General features: G+C 71.1%; 16 protein-coding genes and 5 tRNA genes. 6 read left to right on the top strand and 15 right to left on the bottom strand.

What is annotated here, in order from left to right; genetic code table 11:
- The first annotated feature begins 71 nt into the window (after positions 1 to 71).
- Positions 72 to 305, top strand: a complete 234-nt coding sequence (locus tag HS99_RS32375) for an Lrp/AsnC family transcriptional regulator (protein ID WP_030288036.1) — start codon at positions 72 to 74, stop codon at positions 303 to 305.
- Positions 306 to 324: 19 nt separating this feature from the next.
- Positions 325 to 843 carry a DUF3515 domain-containing protein gene (locus HS99_RS32370; protein ID WP_078938979.1) on the top strand — a complete coding sequence of 173 codons (519 nt, stop codon included), beginning with the start codon at positions 325 to 327 and terminating at the stop codon, positions 841 to 843.
- 88 nt (positions 844 to 931) lie between these two features.
- Here HS99_RS32370 and HS99_RS32365 read toward each other — a convergent pair whose 3' ends face one another.
- The 3 genes from HS99_RS32365 to HS99_RS32355 all read right to left on the bottom strand — a co-directional run bounded on the left by HS99_RS32365 (position 932) and on the right by HS99_RS32355 (position 3,975).
- Positions 932 to 2,077 carry a D-alanine--D-alanine ligase family protein gene (locus HS99_RS32365; RefSeq protein WP_030554879.1) on the bottom strand — a complete coding sequence of 382 codons (1,146 nt, stop codon included), beginning with the start codon at positions 2,075 to 2,077 and terminating at the stop codon, positions 932 to 934.
- A 66-nt stretch (positions 2,078 to 2,143) separates the two neighbouring features.
- Positions 2,144 to 3,127, bottom strand: coding sequence for an NAD(P)H-dependent glycerol-3-phosphate dehydrogenase (locus HS99_RS32360; protein WP_191898882.1), 984 nt, complete (start codon positions 3,125 to 3,127; stop codon positions 2,144 to 2,146).
- A 14-nt stretch (positions 3,128 to 3,141) separates the two neighbouring features.
- Complete coding sequence (locus HS99_RS32355; protein WP_046386900.1) at positions 3,142 to 3,975, bottom strand: lysophospholipid acyltransferase family protein; 834 nt, start codon at positions 3,973 to 3,975, stop codon at positions 3,142 to 3,144.
- Between the two features lie 229 nt (positions 3,976 to 4,204).
- On the opposite strand from HS99_RS32355, the gene cofC reads away from it, so the two are divergent.
- Both cofC and HS99_RS47235 read left to right on the top strand, forming a co-directional pair.
- Positions 4,205 to 4,888 (top strand): 2-phospho-L-lactate guanylyltransferase, encoded by a 684-nt coding sequence (gene cofC / locus HS99_RS32350; RefSeq protein WP_046386901.1) that lies wholly within the window; start codon positions 4,205 to 4,207, stop codon positions 4,886 to 4,888.
- Positions 4,889 to 4,970: 82 nt separating this feature from the next.
- Positions 4,971 to 5,195: a hypothetical protein gene (locus HS99_RS47235; RefSeq protein WP_030288047.1), complete on the top strand. Its 225-nt coding sequence runs from the start codon at positions 4,971 to 4,973 to the stop codon at positions 5,193 to 5,195.
- A gap of 190 nt (positions 5,196 to 5,385) precedes the next feature.
- On the opposite strand, the gene HS99_RS32340 is transcribed toward HS99_RS47235, so the two are convergent.
- From HS99_RS32340 to leuC, 4 genes are all read right to left on the bottom strand, one after another.
- Positions 5,386 to 6,099: an HU family DNA-binding protein gene (locus HS99_RS32340; protein WP_030288049.1), complete on the bottom strand. Its 714-nt coding sequence runs from the start codon at positions 6,097 to 6,099 to the stop codon at positions 5,386 to 5,388.
- Positions 6,100 to 6,232: 133 nt separating this feature from the next.
- The gene (locus tag HS99_RS48600; RefSeq protein ID WP_454130567.1) at positions 6,233 to 6,502 is read right to left on the bottom strand and encodes an SCO5555 family protein; all 270 of its coding nucleotides are present in this window, start codon (positions 6,500 to 6,502) and stop codon (positions 6,233 to 6,235) included.
- Between the two features lie 263 nt (positions 6,503 to 6,765).
- Complete coding sequence (leuD, locus tag HS99_RS32330; protein ID WP_030554884.1) at positions 6,766 to 7,362, bottom strand: 3-isopropylmalate dehydratase small subunit; 597 nt, start codon at positions 7,360 to 7,362, stop codon at positions 6,766 to 6,768.
- Between the two features lie 3 nt (positions 7,363 to 7,365).
- The gene (leuC, locus tag HS99_RS32325; protein ID WP_030288056.1) at positions 7,366 to 8,796 is read right to left on the bottom strand and encodes a 3-isopropylmalate dehydratase large subunit; all 1,431 of its coding nucleotides are present in this window, start codon (positions 8,794 to 8,796) and stop codon (positions 7,366 to 7,368) included.
- 231 nt (positions 8,797 to 9,027) lie between these two features.
- Here leuC and HS99_RS32320 point away from each other — a divergent pair, with 231 nt between their 5' ends.
- Positions 9,028 to 9,741: an IclR family transcriptional regulator gene (locus HS99_RS32320; protein ID WP_030246527.1), complete on the top strand. Its 714-nt coding sequence runs from the start codon at positions 9,028 to 9,030 to the stop codon at positions 9,739 to 9,741.
- A 128-nt stretch (positions 9,742 to 9,869) separates the two neighbouring features.
- Here the strand turns inward: HS99_RS32320 and HS99_RS32315 are convergent.
- The 8 genes from HS99_RS32315 to HS99_RS32280 form a co-directional block, all read right to left on the bottom strand.
- Positions 9,870 to 9,944: transfer RNA gene (locus tag HS99_RS32315), tRNA-Gln, on the bottom strand.
- A 49-nt stretch (positions 9,945 to 9,993) separates the two neighbouring features.
- Positions 9,994 to 10,066: transfer RNA gene (locus HS99_RS32310), tRNA-Glu, on the bottom strand.
- Between the two features lie 26 nt (positions 10,067 to 10,092).
- Positions 10,093 to 10,165: transfer RNA gene (locus HS99_RS32305), tRNA-Glu, on the bottom strand.
- A gap of 27 nt (positions 10,166 to 10,192) precedes the next feature.
- Positions 10,193 to 10,265, bottom strand: a tRNA-Glu gene (locus HS99_RS32300).
- Positions 10,266 to 10,313: 48 nt separating this feature from the next.
- A tRNA-Gln gene (locus HS99_RS32295) sits at positions 10,314 to 10,385 on the bottom strand.
- 249 nt (positions 10,386 to 10,634) lie between these two features.
- Positions 10,635 to 12,134 (bottom strand): glutamate--tRNA ligase, encoded by a 1,500-nt coding sequence (gene gltX / locus HS99_RS32290; RefSeq protein ID WP_030288059.1) that lies wholly within the window; start codon positions 12,132 to 12,134, stop codon positions 10,635 to 10,637.
- Complete coding sequence (locus HS99_RS32285) at positions 12,127 to 12,927, bottom strand: fumarylacetoacetate hydrolase family protein (RefSeq protein ID WP_030288062.1); 801 nt, start codon at positions 12,925 to 12,927, stop codon at positions 12,127 to 12,129. The genes gltX and HS99_RS32285 overlap by 8 nt, the downstream gene beginning before the upstream one ends.
- 237 nt (positions 12,928 to 13,164) lie before the next feature.
- Positions 13,165 to 13,431, bottom strand: coding sequence for a hypothetical protein (locus HS99_RS32280; RefSeq protein ID WP_305953132.1), 267 nt, complete (start codon positions 13,429 to 13,431; stop codon positions 13,165 to 13,167).
- Between the two features lie 755 nt (positions 13,432 to 14,186).
- Between HS99_RS32280 and HS99_RS32275 the strand changes: the two genes are divergently transcribed.
- Positions 14,187 to 16,178 (top strand): sensor histidine kinase (locus HS99_RS32275; protein ID WP_141763859.1); only part of this gene is annotated, 1,992 nt, incomplete at its 3' end.

Below are 16,178 nucleotides of genomic sequence, written 5' to 3'. Positions count from 1 at the left end.
CCGCATCCACCCCTGTGCCAGACCGGGCGATCACGGCGGCGATCCCCCAACCGGCCGCCGGGAGGTCACCCGTGGTACAGGCATACATCCTGATCCAGACCGAGGTAGGGAAGGCCACCGCGGTGGCCGAGACCGTCTCGAAGATCCCCGGCGTGATCACCGCCGAGGACGTCACCGGACCGTACGACGTGATCGTCAAGGCCGAGGCCGAGACGGTGGACGACCTGGGCCGCATGGTGGTCGCCAAGGTCCAGAAGGTGGAGGGCATCACCCGCACCCTCACCTGTCCGGTGGTGCACCTGTAGCCCCGGCTACCATCGGCGGGTGGCCAGAGAACTCCGCATCCCCGAGGCGCTGACCGCGCTCCCCGCGCCGGTCCGCTGGCTGGCCGTGCCCGTCGCGCTGACCTGCACCGTGGTGGCGCTGGTCGGCAGTTGGAGCTCGGCCGACCCGGCCGTCGAGGTGCCGCAGCCCTCCGGCCGGGTGGCCGGGTACTGCAAAGCGCTGGCCGCGGCGCTGCCGCAGGAGCTGCTCGGCCACCCCCGCAGGGACCCGTCGCCCGCCTCGCCCTACGTGGCCGCCTGGGGCGGTTCGCCCCGGACGGTGCTCCGCTGCGGTGTCGACCGGCCGGAGGAGCTGAACGGCGAGCACGCCGAGGACTGGTCCCCGACAGTCGACGACGTCACCTGGTGGTCGCAGAAGCTGAGCGACGGCGGCTACCGCTTCGTGACGACCATGCGCGCCGCCTACGTCGAGGTGACCGTCCCGGCCGGAGCGGCGCAGAACGCCTTCGACCCGGCCGCCGCGCTGACCCCGGCGGTCAAGGCCAACATCCCCGGTTGAGCACCCGTCCCGGGCACCGCCCCGGGCCGGAGCCCGAGCGGGCGGGCAGCAGGGCGGACCGGGAGTCCCGGCCCGCCCACTCAGTGCACTACCGCAGGCCGGTCGAGCGGCGCAGCGCGCTCTGCAGCAGCCGGTCGATCAGCTCCGCGTACGAGACCCCGCTGGCCTCCCACATCTTCGGGTAGGCGGAGATCGGGGTGAAGCCCGGCATGGTGTTGATCTCGTTGATCATCCAGGAGCCGTCCTCCAGCAGGAAGAAGTCCACCCGGGCCAGGCCCTCGCAGCCGAAGGCCTCGAACGCGGCCACCGCCTGGCGCCGGATCTCCGCGACCTCCGCGTCGGTCAGCTCGGCCGGGATCCGGACCTCGGAGGAGTCGATGTACTTGGCCTCGAAGTCGTAGAAGTCGAAGCCCTCGCCCACCAGCACCTCGGCCGGGACGCTGGCCCGCGGGCCGTCCTCGAACTCCAGCACGCCGCACTCGATCTCGCGGCCGGAAACGCCCGCCTCGATGATCAGCTTGGGGTCGTGCCGGCGGGCCTCCTCGATCGCGGCGTCCAGCTCGGCCAGGTCCCTGACCTTGGTGATGCCGATGCTGGAACCGGCCCGGCAGGGCTTCACGAACACCGGCAGGCCGAGCTCGGCGACCCGCTCGCGCACCGCGGCGCGGCCCTGCTCGGTCTCCCAGTCGCGCGGCCGCACGACCGTGTAGTGGCCGACGCCCAGGCCGTGCGAGGCCAGGATCCGCTTGGCGAACTCCTTGTCCATGCCGGCCGCGCTGGCCAGCACGCCGTTGCCGACGTACGGGACGCCGGAGAGCTCCAGCAGGCCCTGGAGGGTGCCGTCCTCGCCCCACGGGCCGTGCAGCAGCGGGAAGACCACGTCGACCTCGCCGAGGGCCTTGGGGGCACTGCCCGGCTCGCTCAGCAGGACCTCACGGCTGCCCGGGGAGACCGGCAGCGCGACCTGCCCGTCGACGGCCTCGGCGACGTGCGCCACGTCCGGCAGCCTGCCGTCGGTGATCGCCATCCGGGCCGGCTCGTCGCTGGTCAGCGCCCAGCGGCCCTCGTGGGTGATGCCGATCGGCAGCACGTCGTACTTGTCACGGTCGATCGCCCGGAGAACGCTGCCCGCGGTGGAGACCGAGATCGCGTGCTCGGAGCTGCGCCCGCCGAAGACCAGCGCCACGCGCGGCTTCGGGGCGGACGGGTTCGGGGAGGACTGTTCGATGCTCATATCGGGTTTGAGACTACCGTGCGAGGTGTTTCCGGGGAGTCAACGCCTTCCCGCAGTCCCGTCGCGTCAGCGCCGCTCCGCCTTGGCCGAGCGCGACATCAGCGCCTGCAGCGCCTCCTGGGTCGGCCGCCCGTTGTGCACCACGTCCACCACGGCCTCGACGATCGGCATGTCGACCCCGCTGCGCCGGGCCAGGTCCAGCACCGACTCGCAGGATTTGACGCCCTCCGCGGTCTGCCGGGTGGCCGCGATGGTCTCGGCCAGCGACATGCCCCGGCCCAGGTTCATGCCGAAGGTGTTGTTGCGCGACAGCGGCGAGGAGCAGGTGGCGACCAGGTCGCCCATCCCGGCCAGCCCCGCGAAGGTGTGCGGGTCGGCGCCCAGCACCTCGCCGAGCCGGGTGGTCTCGGCCAGCCCGCGGGTGATCAGGGTCGCCTTGGTGTTGTCGCCGAGCCCCATGCCGGCCGCCATGCCGACGGCCAGGCCGATCACGTTCTTGACTGCGCCGCCGAGTTCGCAGCCGACCACGTCGGTGTTGGTGTACGGCCGGAAGTAGGGCGTGTGGCAGGCCGCCTGGAGCCGCTTGGCGACCGACTCGTCGGTGCAGGCCACCACGCTGGCGGCGGGCTGCCGGTTGGCGATCTCCTTGGCCAGGTTGGGCCCGCTGACCACCGCGACCCGCTCCGGGCCGACCCTGGTGACCTCGTCGATGACCTCGCTCATCCGCTTGGCGGTACCGAGTTCGATGCCCTTCATCAGGCTCACCAGCACGGTCTGCGGCTCGATCAGCGGCGCCCAGGCGGCCAGGTTGTCGCGCAGCGTCTGCGAGGGCACCACGAGCACCGCGAAGTCGGCGCCGGCCAGCGCCTCGGCGGCGTCGGTGGTGGCCCGGACGGCGTCGGGCAGCCGGACGCCCGGCAGGTAGTCCGGGTTCTCGTGGGTGGAGTTGACGGCGTCCACCAGCTCCTGGCGGCGCGCCCACAGCACGACCTCGCAGCCCGCGTCGGCCAGCACCATCGCGAACGCGGTGCCCCAGGAGCCGGTCCCCATCACGGCGCAGCGGGTCACCGGCCCGTCCCCTCACCGTCGTTGTCGTCCGGGCCGCCCTTGGCCCGGCGGCGCTCGGCCAGCGCGGCGGCGGCCCGCTCGCGGGCGGCCCTGCGCATGTCGTAGCGCTCGGCCGGCGGCTGCTCGCCGCGGATCCCCGCCAGCACGGCGGTGATGGCCGCCATGATGTCCTCGGTGGCGTCGTTGAGCACCTGGGCGGTGAGCTCCTGGCCCCGGTACCTGCTCAGGTCCACCGCCGGTCCGGCCGCCACGGTCACCCGGTGCCGCGGGAACAGGTTGAACTTGCCCTTGCCGTAACCGGCCCGGCCGTACGGCGGGATGATCTCGTGGGCGCCCCAGTGGGCGACCGGGATGACCGGCGCACCCGTCATCAGCGCGACCCGGGCGACCCCGTTCTTGCCGGTCATCGGCCACAGGTCCGGATCCCGGGTGAGCGTTCCCTCCGGGTAGAACTGCACGCACTGGCCGTTGTTGACGGCGTCGATCGCGGCCCGGAAAGCCTGCGCGGCGTCGGTGGACTCGCGGAACACCGGAATCTGGCCGGTCTTACGGAGCATGAATCCGATGAAGGGAATCGAGAACAGCGAGGACTTCCCGAGAATCCGCGGCGGACGCCCGCTGTTGTACTGCCAGTGCGCGTAGATCACCGGGTCGATGATCGAATTGTGGTTCACCGCGGCGATGAAGCCGCCTTCCTTCGGAATGTGCTCCCAGCCCCGCCAGTCGGGCTTCACCAGGGCAGTCGTCACCGGCTTCACCAGCACGGCCGCGAAGCGGTACCAGATGCCGTAGTCGGCGTTGCCGAACTTGGCGTACGAGCGGCGGGCCACCCCAGCTCCTTCTCTTCGATGCGGCACGTGGGGTGCCGCGGTCATAGCCTCCCGGCGCCGCGCACCACTGCGACCGGGGCCCGGCGCACGGGCGCGGAACAGTGTCGCCCGCCTGCTCACCGGCTGTCGAGCGACCGCACCAACCCGCCGGGCGGGCGTGATCAAACGCACGTCCGCACAGGTCGGACGGCCTGGCGACGGCTCCGGGACCGGCGTCACAATGACGCCGATGACCCAGGACACCGTACGCCCCAGCGGGCCCGTCGCGCCCGCCGCACCCGCCACCGACTGGTCGCTGGTGCTGCCGCTCAAGCCGCTCGCCCTGGCGAAGAGCCGGCTGGCCCCGTACGCGGGGCCGCACCGGGCCGGTCTGGCCCTGTCCTTCGCCCTCGACACGGTCACCGCCGCACTGGCCACCCCTGGCGTCGCACGCGTCCTGGTGGTCACCCGGGACGCCGCGGCCGGCGCCCGGCTGGCCGCGCTCGGCGCCGTGGTGGTCGCGGACGAACCCGGCGGCGGCCTCAACCGGGCGCTGTCGCACGGCGCCTCGGCCGCCCTGGCGCTCGCGCCGCGGGCACCGCTGGCCGCCCTCTCGGCGGACCTGCCGGCCCTGCGCCCGGCCGAACTGGCCAGAGTGCTGCGGGCGGTGCCGCCGGACGGCCGGGCCTTCCTGCCCGACTCCCCCGGCCTGGGCACCACCCTGCTCGCCAGCGCCCCAGGCCGTCCGCTCTCCCCCGCTTTCGGGGACGGCTCACGGGCCCGGCACGCGGCCGGCGGGGCGCTCGAACTGCGCCTGGCGGGCGTGGAGTCGGTGCGCCGGGACGTCGACACCGGCACGGACCTCGGCGAGGCGGCGGCGCTCGGCCTGGGCCCGTACACCAGTGCGCTGTTCGCCCGGATGAGTCGTCCCTGACCCGCGTCCGAGGCGTTGCGGAGCCGCTCCCAGAGCGCTCCTGAGCGGTGGGCCCACCCCGGCCGATCGCTATGCTGCTGGCATGCAGGCCACCGCGTTCACCTTCGACCCCGCCACCCGGGCCGGCTCCGTGCTGCTCGACGACGGGACCCCGGTGCCGTTCGACGCGGCCGCCTTCGACGCCGGCGGCCTGCGGCTGCTGCGGCCCGGACAACGGGTGCGGATCCGCACCGAGGGCACCGGCGAGGCCCGCCGGGTGGTCTTCGTGACGCTGCAGACCTTCCCCGACCCCGCCGACGGGCGCTGACCCCTCGGGGCTCCGCCCATCCCCCCGGTCCCCCCGGTCCCGCGGTTCCCCGCACCCGGCCGACGGCTGCCGCCGAATCCTGACTGAGCGCCCGGATATCGAGAGAGCCGCGGCCACCCCGGTCTCCGCGTTCGCGGAAGGGGTGCCGCGGCTCTGAGCCGAAGGCCGTCCGAGGACAGTCGCGCGGGACCTACTTGGCAGAGGTCTTGCGCGCGGTGGTCTTGCGGGTGGCGGTCTTCTTCGCCGGCGCCGTCTTCTTGGCCGTGGCGGTCGCCTTCTTGGCGGTGGCCGTGGTCTTCTTGGCGGCAGCCGTGGTGGTCGCCTTCTTCGCGGCGGCCGTCTTCTTGGTCGCGGTCGCCGTGGTCTTCTTGGCGGCGGCGGTGGTGGTCGCCTTCTTCGCGGCGGGCGCCTTCTTCGCGGCGGTGGCCGTGGTCTTCTTGGCGGCAGCCGTGGTGGTCGCCTTCTTGGCCGCGGTCTTCTTGGTGGCGGCCGGGGCGGCGGCGGCAGCGGTGGCGGCGCGCTTGGTGGCGGCACGCTTGGCGGCCGGGGTCGCGGCGACGCCGGTCTTGCCCGGGGTGAGGGAGCCCTTGGGGGCCTTCTTCACCGAGGGGCCTTCCTTCGGCAGCTTCTTGCTGCCGCTGACCAGGTCCTTGAAGCCCTGGCCCGGACGGAAGCGGGGGACCGAGGTCTTCTTGACCTTGACCCGCTCGCCGGTCTGCGGGTTGCGGGCGAAGCGCGCGGAGCGCTCCACCTTCTCGAAGGTGCCGAAACCGGTGACCGAAACCCGGTCACCGGCCACAACGGCACGGACCATGGTGTCGAGCACTGCGTCGACGGCCTCTGCGGCAGCCTTGCGACCGCCCAGCTGCTCGGCCACCGCTTCGACAAGCTGAGCCTTGTTCACGTCTTCCCCTTCGGAAACGGGCGCCGGATGATTCCATCCGTTCTTTTCGCACGTTAGGTATGTATCTGCGGACTTTCAATTACCAAACGCGCGAATCACCCTAGTGTCGCAATGGATTTGCGCGTCCGCGACCTCAGTCGAGCGGCGGGTGCCCCTCGTCGAGGTCATGTACAAAGCGACTCAACCGCCTTGCCGCCTCCGGAAGATCGCGCTTGGCGGTCTCGGTGACGATGAGCAGTTGACGGGTGAGAGCGGTCTTTGCATCGACAGACACGTTCAGCGCATGCACGCGGGCGTGAGCTTGCTTCAACCGCTCGGCCACGAGCGCGTAGAGCGCTGCGACTTCCGGGTCGTCCGGCGCCTCAGCTGGTGTTGCGGAGGTGACGTCCGGCCGATCGTCAATTCGGCGTTCGGATCCCCGGCCCATGGACTCCTCGGACGCGGGTTCGCCGCCCGCGTACGGAGGTTCATGGTGCCGGTGCATGTACTGATTGTGCCATCTACCCGCAGTTGTACTTGCGCGGGGCCCTCTTCCGCAAAGCCGAATGGGCAATCCGGGGAGGGCCCGGCGCTAACTCGTGCTCCGGAACGCCGGATGGCCCGGCCCCCCCGAGGGGGAGCGCGGGCCATCCGGTCGATCGTCAGAATGCTTGTTCTGAGGGGAACTCAGGAGACCGGCAGAGTACGGGGCTTGAACGCCGGACGGGTCGCCTCGAAGGCGGCGATGTCGGCCTCGTTCTGCAGGGTGATGCTGATGTCGTCCAGGCCGTTGAGCAGCCGCCACCGGACGTTGTCGTCCAGTTCGAAGGACGCGGTGACGCCTTCGGCCCGGACTTCCCGCTTCTCCAGATCAACGGTGATCTCGGCCGAAGGGTCACTCTCGGTGAGCGACCAGAGTCGTTCCACGGTCTCCTGGGGCAGTACGACGGTCAGCAGGCCGTTCTTCAGCGAGTTGCCGCGGAAGATGTCGGCGAAGCGCGAGGAGATGACCGCGTGGAAGCCGTAGTTCTGCAGCGCCCAGACGGCGTGCTCGCGGGAGGAACCGGTGCCGAACTCGGGACCGGCCACCAGGACGGTGGCGCCCCGGCGCTCGGGCCGGTTGAGGATGAACGACTCGTCCTTGCGCCAGGCCTCGAACAGCCCGTCCTCGAAACCGGATCGGGTGACCTTCTTGAGCCAGTGGGCCGGGATGATCTGGTCGGTGTCCACGTTGCTGCGGCACAGCGGGACGGCCCGGCCGGTGTGGGTGGTGAACTTCTCCATGGCTCAGGCCTCCACGGCGACGTCGGCGAAACGGTCGGACAGGTCGGACGGGGAGGCCAGGCGGCCCAGGACGGCGGTCGCGGCGGCGACCTGCGGGGAGACCAGGTGGGTGCGGCCGCCCTTGCCCTGCCTGCCCTCGAAGTTGCGGTTCGAGGTGGAGGCGCAGCGCTCGCCGGGGGCGAGCTGGTCGGGGTTCATGCCCAGGCACATCGAGCAGCCGGCGTGCCGCCATTCGGCCCCCGCGGCGGTGAACACCTTGTCCAGACCCTCCTCGACGGCCTGCAGTGCGACCCGGACGGATCCGGGGACGACCAGCATCCGCACCCGGTCGGCGACCTTGCGGCCTTCCAGAACCGCGGCGGCGGCGCGCAGGTCCTCGATCCGGCCGTTGGTGCAGGAGCCGACGAAGACGGCGTCGACGGCGACCTCGCGCAGCGGGGTGCCGGCCTCAAGGCCCATGTACCTCAGGGCGTTCTCGGCGGCCACCCGCTCCTGCGGGTCCGCGAAGTCCTCGGGGTGGGGGACGTTCGAGCCGAGCGGGGCGCCCTGACCGGGGTTGGTGCCCCAGGTGACGAACGGGGTGAGCTCGCTCGCGTCGATGAACACCTCGTGATCGAAGACCGCGTCCTCGTCGGTGACCAGGGTCCGCCAGTACTCGACGGCGGCGTCCCAGTCCTCGCCCTGCGGGGCGTGCGGGCGGCCCTTGAGGTACGCGAAGGTGGTCTCGTCCGGGGCGATCATGCCGGCCCGGGCACCCGCCTCGATGGACATGTTGCAGACGGTCATCCGGGCCTCCATGGACAGGCTCCGGATCGCCGAACCGCGGTACTCCAGGACGTAGCCCTGGCCGCCGCCGGTGCCGATCCTCGCGATGACGGCCAGGATCAGGTCCTTGGCCGTGACGCCCTCGGGCAGTTCGCCCTCGACGGTGATCGCCATGGTCCGGAACGGCGCCAGCGGCAGGGTCTGGGTGGCCAGCACGTGTTCGACCTGGCTGGTGCCGATGCCGAACGCCAGCGCGCCGAAGGCGCCGTGGGTGGAGGTGTGGGAGTCACCACAGACCACGGTGGTGCCGGGCTGGGTCAGGCCGAGCTGGGGGCCGACCACGTGCACCACGCCCTGCTCGACGTCGCCGAGCGAGTGGATCCGGACGCCGAACTCGGCCGCGTTGCGGCGCAGGGTCTCCAGCTGCACCCGGGAGACCGGGTCGGCGATCGGCTTGTCGATGTCCAGGGTCGGGGTGTTGTGGTCCTCGGTGGCGATCGTCAGATCGGTGCGGCGGACCTTGCGGCCGGCCAGCCGCAGCCCGTCGAAGGCCTGCGGGCTGGTGACCTCGTGGAGCAGGTGCAGGTCGATGAACAGGAGGTCGGGCTCGCCCTCCACGCGCCGCACGACGTGGTCGTCCCAGACCTTCTCTGCGAGTGTCCGTCCCATCGGATTCCCTCCAGCCGGCCGCGTTGCCGGCCTTCTCGTGTCGTCGGGGTCACTGCGTGCGCCGTCCGTGCGGAGCGCGTTCGCGAGACCTGCACGCCGGATCGCTGTCCACGATGCGGACACTCTGGCGAGGTCCCATCCTGGATGTCTCCCGGGCTGCTGCATCCAGAGTGGCGCTTTTCCCGGAAGATTGAACTTGCGTCTCGCGGAATGAGACTGCAGTCTTAGGGCATGGACAACACTAGCGGCGTCGGCGTTCTCGACAAGGCCGCTCTGGTGCTGAGCGCACTGGAGTCGGGCCCCGCCACGTTGGCGGGGCTGGTCGCCGCCACCGGTCTGGCGCGCCCCACGGCCCACAGACTCGCCGTCGCACTCGAACACCACCGTCTGGTCACCAGGGACATGCAGGGGCGTTTCATCCTCGGCCCCCGCCTGTCCGAACTCTCCGCCGCGGCGGGCGAGGACCGGCTGCTCGCCACCGCGGGCCCGGTCCTGACCCACCTGCGCGACGTCACCGGCGAGAGCGCACAGCTCTACCGCCGCCAGGGCGAGATGCGGATCTGCGTAGCCGCCGCCGAGCGGCTCTCCGGCCTGCGGGACACCGTCCCGGTCGGCAGCACCCTGCCGATGAAGGCCGGCTCGGCCGCCCAGGTCCTGCTGGCCTGGGAGGAGCCCGAGCGGCTCCACCGCGGTCTCCAGGGCGCCCGCTTCACCGCCACCGCGCTGAGCGGCGTCCGGCGGCGCGGCTGGGCCCAGTCGATCGGCGAGCGGGAGCCGGGCGTGGCGTCCGTCTCCGCGCCCGTGCGCGGCCCCTCCAACCGCGTGGTGGCCGCCGTCTCCGTCTCCGGCCCGATCGAGCGCCTGACCCGCCACCCGGGCCGGCTGCACGCCCAGGCCATCATCGAGGCCGCGAACCGGCTCACCGAGGCGCTGCGCCGGAGCTGACCCGCCCACCCCTCCCCCACTCCCCCGCCGAAAACGAAAGGGCCCCGCTCGACTCCGAGCGGGGCCCTTCGAAAGCATTCGGGGACGGAAACAAAAAAGACCCCGCCGGGCGGGGCCTTTCCATTTACTGGCTGGGGTACCAGGACTCGAACCTAGACTAAATGAACCAGAATCACTCGTGCTGCCAATTACACCATACCCCAACACAAAGCAAGGGCCGATGGGCGAGCCCACCGGCTTCCTGCTCTGAAGTACCCCCGACCGGATTCGAACCGGCGCTACTGCCGTGAGAGGGCAGCGTGCTAGGCCGCTACACAACGGGGGCTTCCTGGCGATCCCTTGCGGGACCAGTACCCCCGACCGGATTCGAACCGGCGCTACTGCCGTGAGAGGGCAGCGTGCTAGGCCGCTACACAACGGGGGCTTTCCAGGTGATCCCTTGCGGGATCAGTACCCCCGACCGGATTCGAACCGGCGCTACTGCCGTGAGAGGGCAGCGTGCTAGGCCGCTACACAACGGGGGCTTGGATCTTCATTTGTACTGCGGTGCGACCGTTGCCGATCGTACAGCGCTGGGGTACCAGGACTCGAACCTAGACTAACTGAACCAGAATCAGTCGTGCTGCCAATTACACCATACCCCACCAGAGTTGAACCCCTGCGGGGCCTTCTCAGGCGTTGCGCCTCTCGGTCGGTCCCGTTCCGAGGGGCTTTCGCTCCCTCGTCCGTTCCCTCCCGGGCGGCGCAGAAAGAACATTACCCGACGTCTGCCCTGGCTCCAAAATCGATAACCGCAGGCAGCGGCCGGGAGGCCGTCCCGTGGCCTCCGGGTGCACCGCGGGCCCGGCATGGAGCCGGGCCCGCGGGCTGCTCAGCGGCCCGTCCGCACGGCCTCAGGCGGCCGGGAGGGCGTCCAGGGCGGAGCGCAGCCGGCGGAGCGTCTCGGGGCGGCCGAGCAGCTCCATCGACTCGAACAGCGGCGGCGAGACCCGGCGGCCCGTGACGGCCACCCGCAGCGGCGTGAAGGCGAACTTGGGCTTGATGCCCAGGCCCTCCACCAGCGCCTCGCGCAGCGCGGCCTGGATCGGCTCCGGAGTGAAGTCCGCGAGCTCCTCCAGCGCCTTGACGCTGGCCTCCAGCACCGGGCGGGCGTCCGCGGTCAGCACCTTGGCGGCGTCGTCCGGGTCGACGGTGAAGTCGGCCGGGTCGACGAACAGGAAGCCGGCCATGTTCACGATCTCGCTCAGCACGACCATCCGCTCCTGGGTGAGCGGCGCGATCCGGGCGAGCAGGTCCATCTGCTCGGCGGTCGGCTCGGCCGGCAGCAGGCCGGGGCCCTGGAGGAACGGCACCAGGCGCCGGACGAAGTCCTCCGGGGCCAGCCTGCGGACGTGCTCGGCGTTGATCGCCTCGCACTTCTTCAGGTCGAAGCGGGCCGGGTTGGAGTTCACCTTGGTGACGTCGAAGGCGGCGACCATCTCGTCCATGTCGAACAGGTCGCGGTCCTCGGCCAGCGACCAGCCCAGCAGGGACAGGTAGTTGAGCAGGCCCTCGCGGATGAAGCCGCGCTCGCGGTACAGGTTGAGCGAGGACTGCGGGTCGCGCTTGGAGAGCTTCTTGTTGCCCTCGCCCATCACGTACGGCAGGTGGCCGAAGCGCGGGGTGGCGCCGGTGCCCACGCCGATCTCGGCGAGTGCCGCGTACAGCGCGATCTGCCGCGGGGTGGAGGACAGCAGGTCCTCGCCGCGCAGCACGTGGGTGATGCCCATCAGGGCGTCGTCCACCGGGTTGACCAGGGTGTACAGCGGGGCGCCGTTGGCCCGGACGATGCCGTAGTCCGGCACGTTCTCCGGCTCGAAGGTCAGGGTGCCGCGGACCAGGTCGTCGAAGGAGATGGTCCGGTCGGGCATCCGGAAGCGCAGGATCGGCTCGCGCCTCTCCAGCTTGTAGACCGCGACCTGGTCGTCGGTCAGATTCCGGCAGTGGCCGTCGTAGCCGGAGGGCTTGCCGGCCGCGCGGGCTGCCTCGCGGCGGGCGTCCAGCTCCTCGGTGCTGCAGTAGCAGTGGTAGGCGTGGCCGGCCTCGTGCAGACGGCGGGCGACGTCGGCGTAGATGTCCATCCGCTCCGACTGGCGGTACGGCGCGTGCGGGCCGCCGACCTCCGGACCCTCGTCCCAGTCGAGCCCGAGCCAGCTCATGGCGTCGAGCAGCTGGGTGTACGACTCCTCGGAGTCGCGGGCGGAGTCGGTGTCCTCGATCCGGAAGACCATGGTGCCGCCGGTGTGGCGCGCATAGGCCCAGTTGAACAGGGCGGTGCGGACCATGCCCACGTGGGGGTTGCCGGTCGGGGACGGACAGAAGCGAACCCGGACGGCCGGGTCAGTGTTAGCCACGCTTGATCACCTTGTTGGTGAGAGTGCCGATGCCTTCGATGGAGACGGCGACCTCGTCGCCGACGTTGAGCGGGCCCACCCCTGCGGGCGTGCCGGTGAGGATGACGTCGCCGGGCAGCAGCGTCATGGCCTCGGAGATGTGGACGATCAGCTCGGCGACCGAGCGGACCATCAGGGAGGTGCGGCCGGTCTGGCGGAGCTCGCCGTTGACCGTGCAGGTGATGGCGAGGTCGCCCGGGTCCAGGTCGGTCTCGATCCACGGCCCCAGCGGGCAGGCGGTGTCGAAGCCCTTGGCCCGCGCCCACTGGCCCTCGCGCTGCTGGACGTCCCGGGCGGTGACGTCGTTGGCGCAGGTGTAGCCGAGGATCACCTCGGGCACCCGGTCCAGCGGCACCTCGCGGCACATCCGGCCGATCACGACGGCGAGTTCGGCCTCGTGGTGGACGTCGGAGGAGAACGGCGGGTACGCGATGTTCTCGGTCGGGCCGATCACCGAGGTGGACGGCTTGAAGAAGGTGAGCGGGACGTCCGGGACCTCGTTGCCCAGCTCGGCCGCGTGGGCCGCGTAGTTGCGGCCGACCGCCACGATCTTGTTGGGGAGCATCGGGCTGAGCAGCCTGACGTCCTGGAAGCGGTAGCTCTCGCCGGTGGGCTGGGGTTGGCCGAACGGGTGGCCGGCCAGCTCGTGGACGACCAGCGAGTCGGGCCGGGAAGGGTCCCCCTCGACCACGCCGAAGGAGACGCTGCCGGCGGCAGGGCTCCCTTCCCGAACGGAAAACCTGGCAATGCGCACGGCTGGGCTACCCCTCGCTTCGTCGGCCGCCCGGGGCGCCCCCGGGCGCTGCGCGGGCGCCTCGCCCGCACCGGGCGCGGCCCCGTCAATCGACGTCCAGGCTATCGCGTGGGGCCCCTCCCGACCGCTTTGCCCCTGTTCAGCGTGGTTGGGGTGGAAACCGGCGGGACGCAGCACGAGGGCGCCGTGAACCCCGCGCGCAGGGTCCACGGCGCCCTCGGCGGAGCGCTGGCCGGATCAGTCCCGGACGGTGACCACCGGGGCGACCATCAGCTGGGTGCGGCGCGGGTTCGCCGTGACGGCCGGCAGCTCGGTGCCGTAGGTGACGACGTCCTCGGGCTTGCGGGCGCCCGGGATCTTGCTGAAGTCCTCGACCGAGGCCAGCGTGGTCCGGCGCGGGTTCGCCGTCGAGCGGCAGGACAGCGTGGACTTGGTGGCCTTCTTCGCCAGGGACATCGAGAGCACCTCGTGGTCGTGGCCGGGCGGACCGCCAGGGATCTGCACCGGCCGGAGTGGTTCCGATTGATTCGGAGGGGTTCTGGGCAGGCTGGTCAGGGCCGTGCTCCGGAGACAGCCAGATTACGAGATCTCATTCCACAGAGGCCGTGACCAAAGCTACACATTCGTCTGTGATTTTGGCCACAAATTGACGCACAAATTACCGATAACCGACATTTCGCCGCATCGGAATTTTCCGACATTCCGCGCATAAGGGGCACTCCGGCAGGTCTGCGACTCTTGTCGATCTCGGGCCACGTTGGCATGTATCCGGCGAGTGTCCGAAAAAGGCGGTATTCCGGTCCGGTTACCGCACAGTCAGTGAGAACGTGCGTGCGGTCGGTAGTACCCGGCGGCCGGTCCCGGCGGCCCTTGTTGGGATTCCCTCGCTGTGCTGGAATGCCACGGACCGTGGGTAGGGAGCAGTCCACCCCGGTGACCCGCTCTCCCGGACCGGCCGGGGTGCGGATGGAAACTCGACACCGTCCAGGCCGTGGCGACGCGGCGGGACGCCCGGTCCAGAGGTTGCGACGCCAGTGCAGGGACGTTTCAAAAGGGGTAGCGGCGCCGCGGGTGACCCGGAGTCGCGCGAGCCTGTGGCAGCCCCCCAGCAGGCGGCGGCCCCCGGCGGCCCGGCCGACCCGGTGACGCCCGAGGCCCCCGGCCGCCCGGAGGACGACGGCCAGGAGCAGAAGTCCACCCGGGACAAGCTGCGGACCACCCTGACCAGGCGCCGCGCCACCGGTCTGAGCCGGCTCGCGATGCGCAACTGGCGCATCCGCACCCGCCTGATCGCCCTGCTCGCGCTGCCCGTCCTGGTCTCGCTGGTCCTCGGTGGCCTGCGCATCCAGACCTCGATGGAGAACTCGCAGCAACTCGCCCAGATGGCCAACCTGTCCGACCTGGCCAAGAAGGCGACCAACCTCGCGGACGCCCTGCAGACCGAGCGCGACATCAGCGCCGGCTACATCACCAACAAGCCGAACGCCCCGCTGGACGACGAGATCGTCGCGGCCCGCAAGTCCACCGACGACCTCAGCCGCACCTTCACCGCCTCGTCGGACAAGTTCGAGAACCTCGAACTCTCCGGTGGGAAGGCGCTGCTGTTCCAGATCCGCAAGGACCTGAACTCGATCGCGGACGCGCGCAACACGCCGTACCAGAACAACCAGAACATCCAGGCGACGATCACCGCGTACGACGTGATCATCCGCGACCTGCTGGACATCACCCAGGACATCGCGCTCGCCTCCAACAACAAGGACCTGCTGGTCGCCACCCGCGCCCTGCAGCAGTTCTCGCTGGCCAAGGACGCCACCTCGCAGCAGCGCGCGCTGATCAGCGCCGGTCTGGCCAACCCCAAGGCCCCGGACCTGAGCGCGAGCGACGAGTCCTTCGGCATCCGCCTGCGCACCACGTACGACAACGCGCTCAACGGCTTCAACAACATCTACTCCGCGCACGACCTGGACAACCTGCGCGGCCAGCTGAGCTACAACAACGTGGTCGCCGAGGCCGACCGCTACTCGCGCTCGATCCTCCAGCCGGGCGGCATCCACCAGACCGAGCCGGTCACGTACAAGGACTGGTACGAGAAGGCCAGCACCAAGATCACCGCCGAGCGCCGGATCGAGTCCAAGCTGATCGAGGACCTCGACGGAAAGGCCCAGGACCTGCAGTCCCAGGCCGACACCGAGGCCCTGATCATCGGTGCCGCGGTCGCCCTGACCCTGCTCGTCGCCCTCGGCGGCGCCGGTCTGATCGCCCGCTCGATGGTGCGCTCGCTGACCCGTCTGCAGAAGGCGGCCGAGGACGTCGCGGAGCGGCGCCTGCCCGAGCTGGTCAAGACGCTCTCCGAGAGCGACCCGCACGACGTCGACACCACGGTCGAGCCGGTCGCCGTCGACTCGACCGACGAGATCGGCCACGTGGCCCACGCGTTCGACATGGTGCACAGCGAGGCCGTCCGCCTCGCCGCCGAGCAGGCCCTCCTGCGAGGCAACATCAACGCGATGTTCACCAACCTCTCGCGCCGCAGCCAGGGCCTCATCCAGCGCCAGCTCTCGCTCATCTCCGAGCTGGAGAGCCGCGAGGCCGACCCGGACCAGCTGGCCAACCTGTTCAAGCTGGACCACCTCGCGACCCGCATGCGCCGCAACGGTGAGAACCTCCTCGTCCTCGCCGGTGAGGACCCGGGCCGCCGCTGGACCCGACCCGTCCCGCTGGTCGACGTGCTCCGCGCCGCCGCCTCCGAGGTGGAGCAGTACGAGCGCATCGAGCTCGCCGCCGTACCGTCGGCCGAGGTCGCCGGCCGCGTCGTCAACGACCTCGTCCACCTGCTCGCCGAGCTGCTGGAGAACGCCACCTCCTTCTCCAGCCCGCAGACCCGCGTCCGGGTCACCGGCCACGCCCTGCCCGACGGCCGGGTGCTGGTCGAGATCCACGACACCGGCATCGGCCTCAGCCCGGACGACCTCGCCGACATCAACGAGCGCCTGGCCAACCCGCCGACGGTGGACGTCTCCGTCTCCCGCCGCATGGGTCTCTTCGTGGTCGGCCGCCTGTCCCTGCGACACGGCATCCGGATCCAGCTGCGCCCGAGCGACTCCGGCGGCACCACCGCGCTGGTCATGCTCCCGGTCGACGTCACCAACTCCGCCGAGCGCCGGACCCCCGGCCGTCCGGGCCCCGGCGGCCCGGGCAAGCAGCAGCGCGGGGTCGCCCCGACGCCGCGCCAGCAGCGCCAGGTGTCG

The sequence above is a fragment of the Kitasatospora aureofaciens genome (assembly GCF_001188955.3).
Taxonomy (GTDB): domain Bacteria; phylum Actinomycetota; class Actinomycetes; order Streptomycetales; family Streptomycetaceae; genus Kitasatospora; species Kitasatospora aureofaciens.
Note: the sequence above shows the minus strand (reverse complement) of the source record. Positions and strands in the feature narration are given on the sequence as shown.

Excerpts from the sequence above, each read along its gene's own strand:
- HS99_RS32365 (WP_030554879.1), bottom strand. The coding sequence starts at position 2,077 with ATGAGCATCGAACAGTCCTCCCCGAACCCGTCCGCCCCGAAGCCGCGC.
- HS99_RS32360 (WP_191898882.1), bottom strand. The coding sequence starts at position 3,127 with ATGGGGACCGGCTCCTGGGGCACCGCGTTCGCGATGGTGCTGGCCGAC.
- cofC (WP_046386901.1), top strand. The coding sequence starts at position 4,205 with ATGACCCAGGACACCGTACGCCCCAGCGGGCCCGTCGCGCCCGCCGCA.
- HS99_RS47235 (WP_030288047.1), top strand. The coding sequence starts at position 4,971 with ATGCAGGCCACCGCGTTCACCTTCGACCCCGCCACCCGGGCCGGCTCC.
- leuD (WP_030554884.1), bottom strand. The coding sequence starts at position 7,362 with ATGGAGAAGTTCACCACCCACACCGGCCGGGCCGTCCCGCTGTGCCGC.
- leuC (WP_030288056.1), bottom strand. The coding sequence starts at position 8,796 with ATGGGACGGACACTCGCAGAGAAGGTCTGGGACGACCACGTCGTGCGG.
- HS99_RS32320 (WP_030246527.1), top strand. The coding sequence starts at position 9,028 with ATGGACAACACTAGCGGCGTCGGCGTTCTCGACAAGGCCGCTCTGGTG.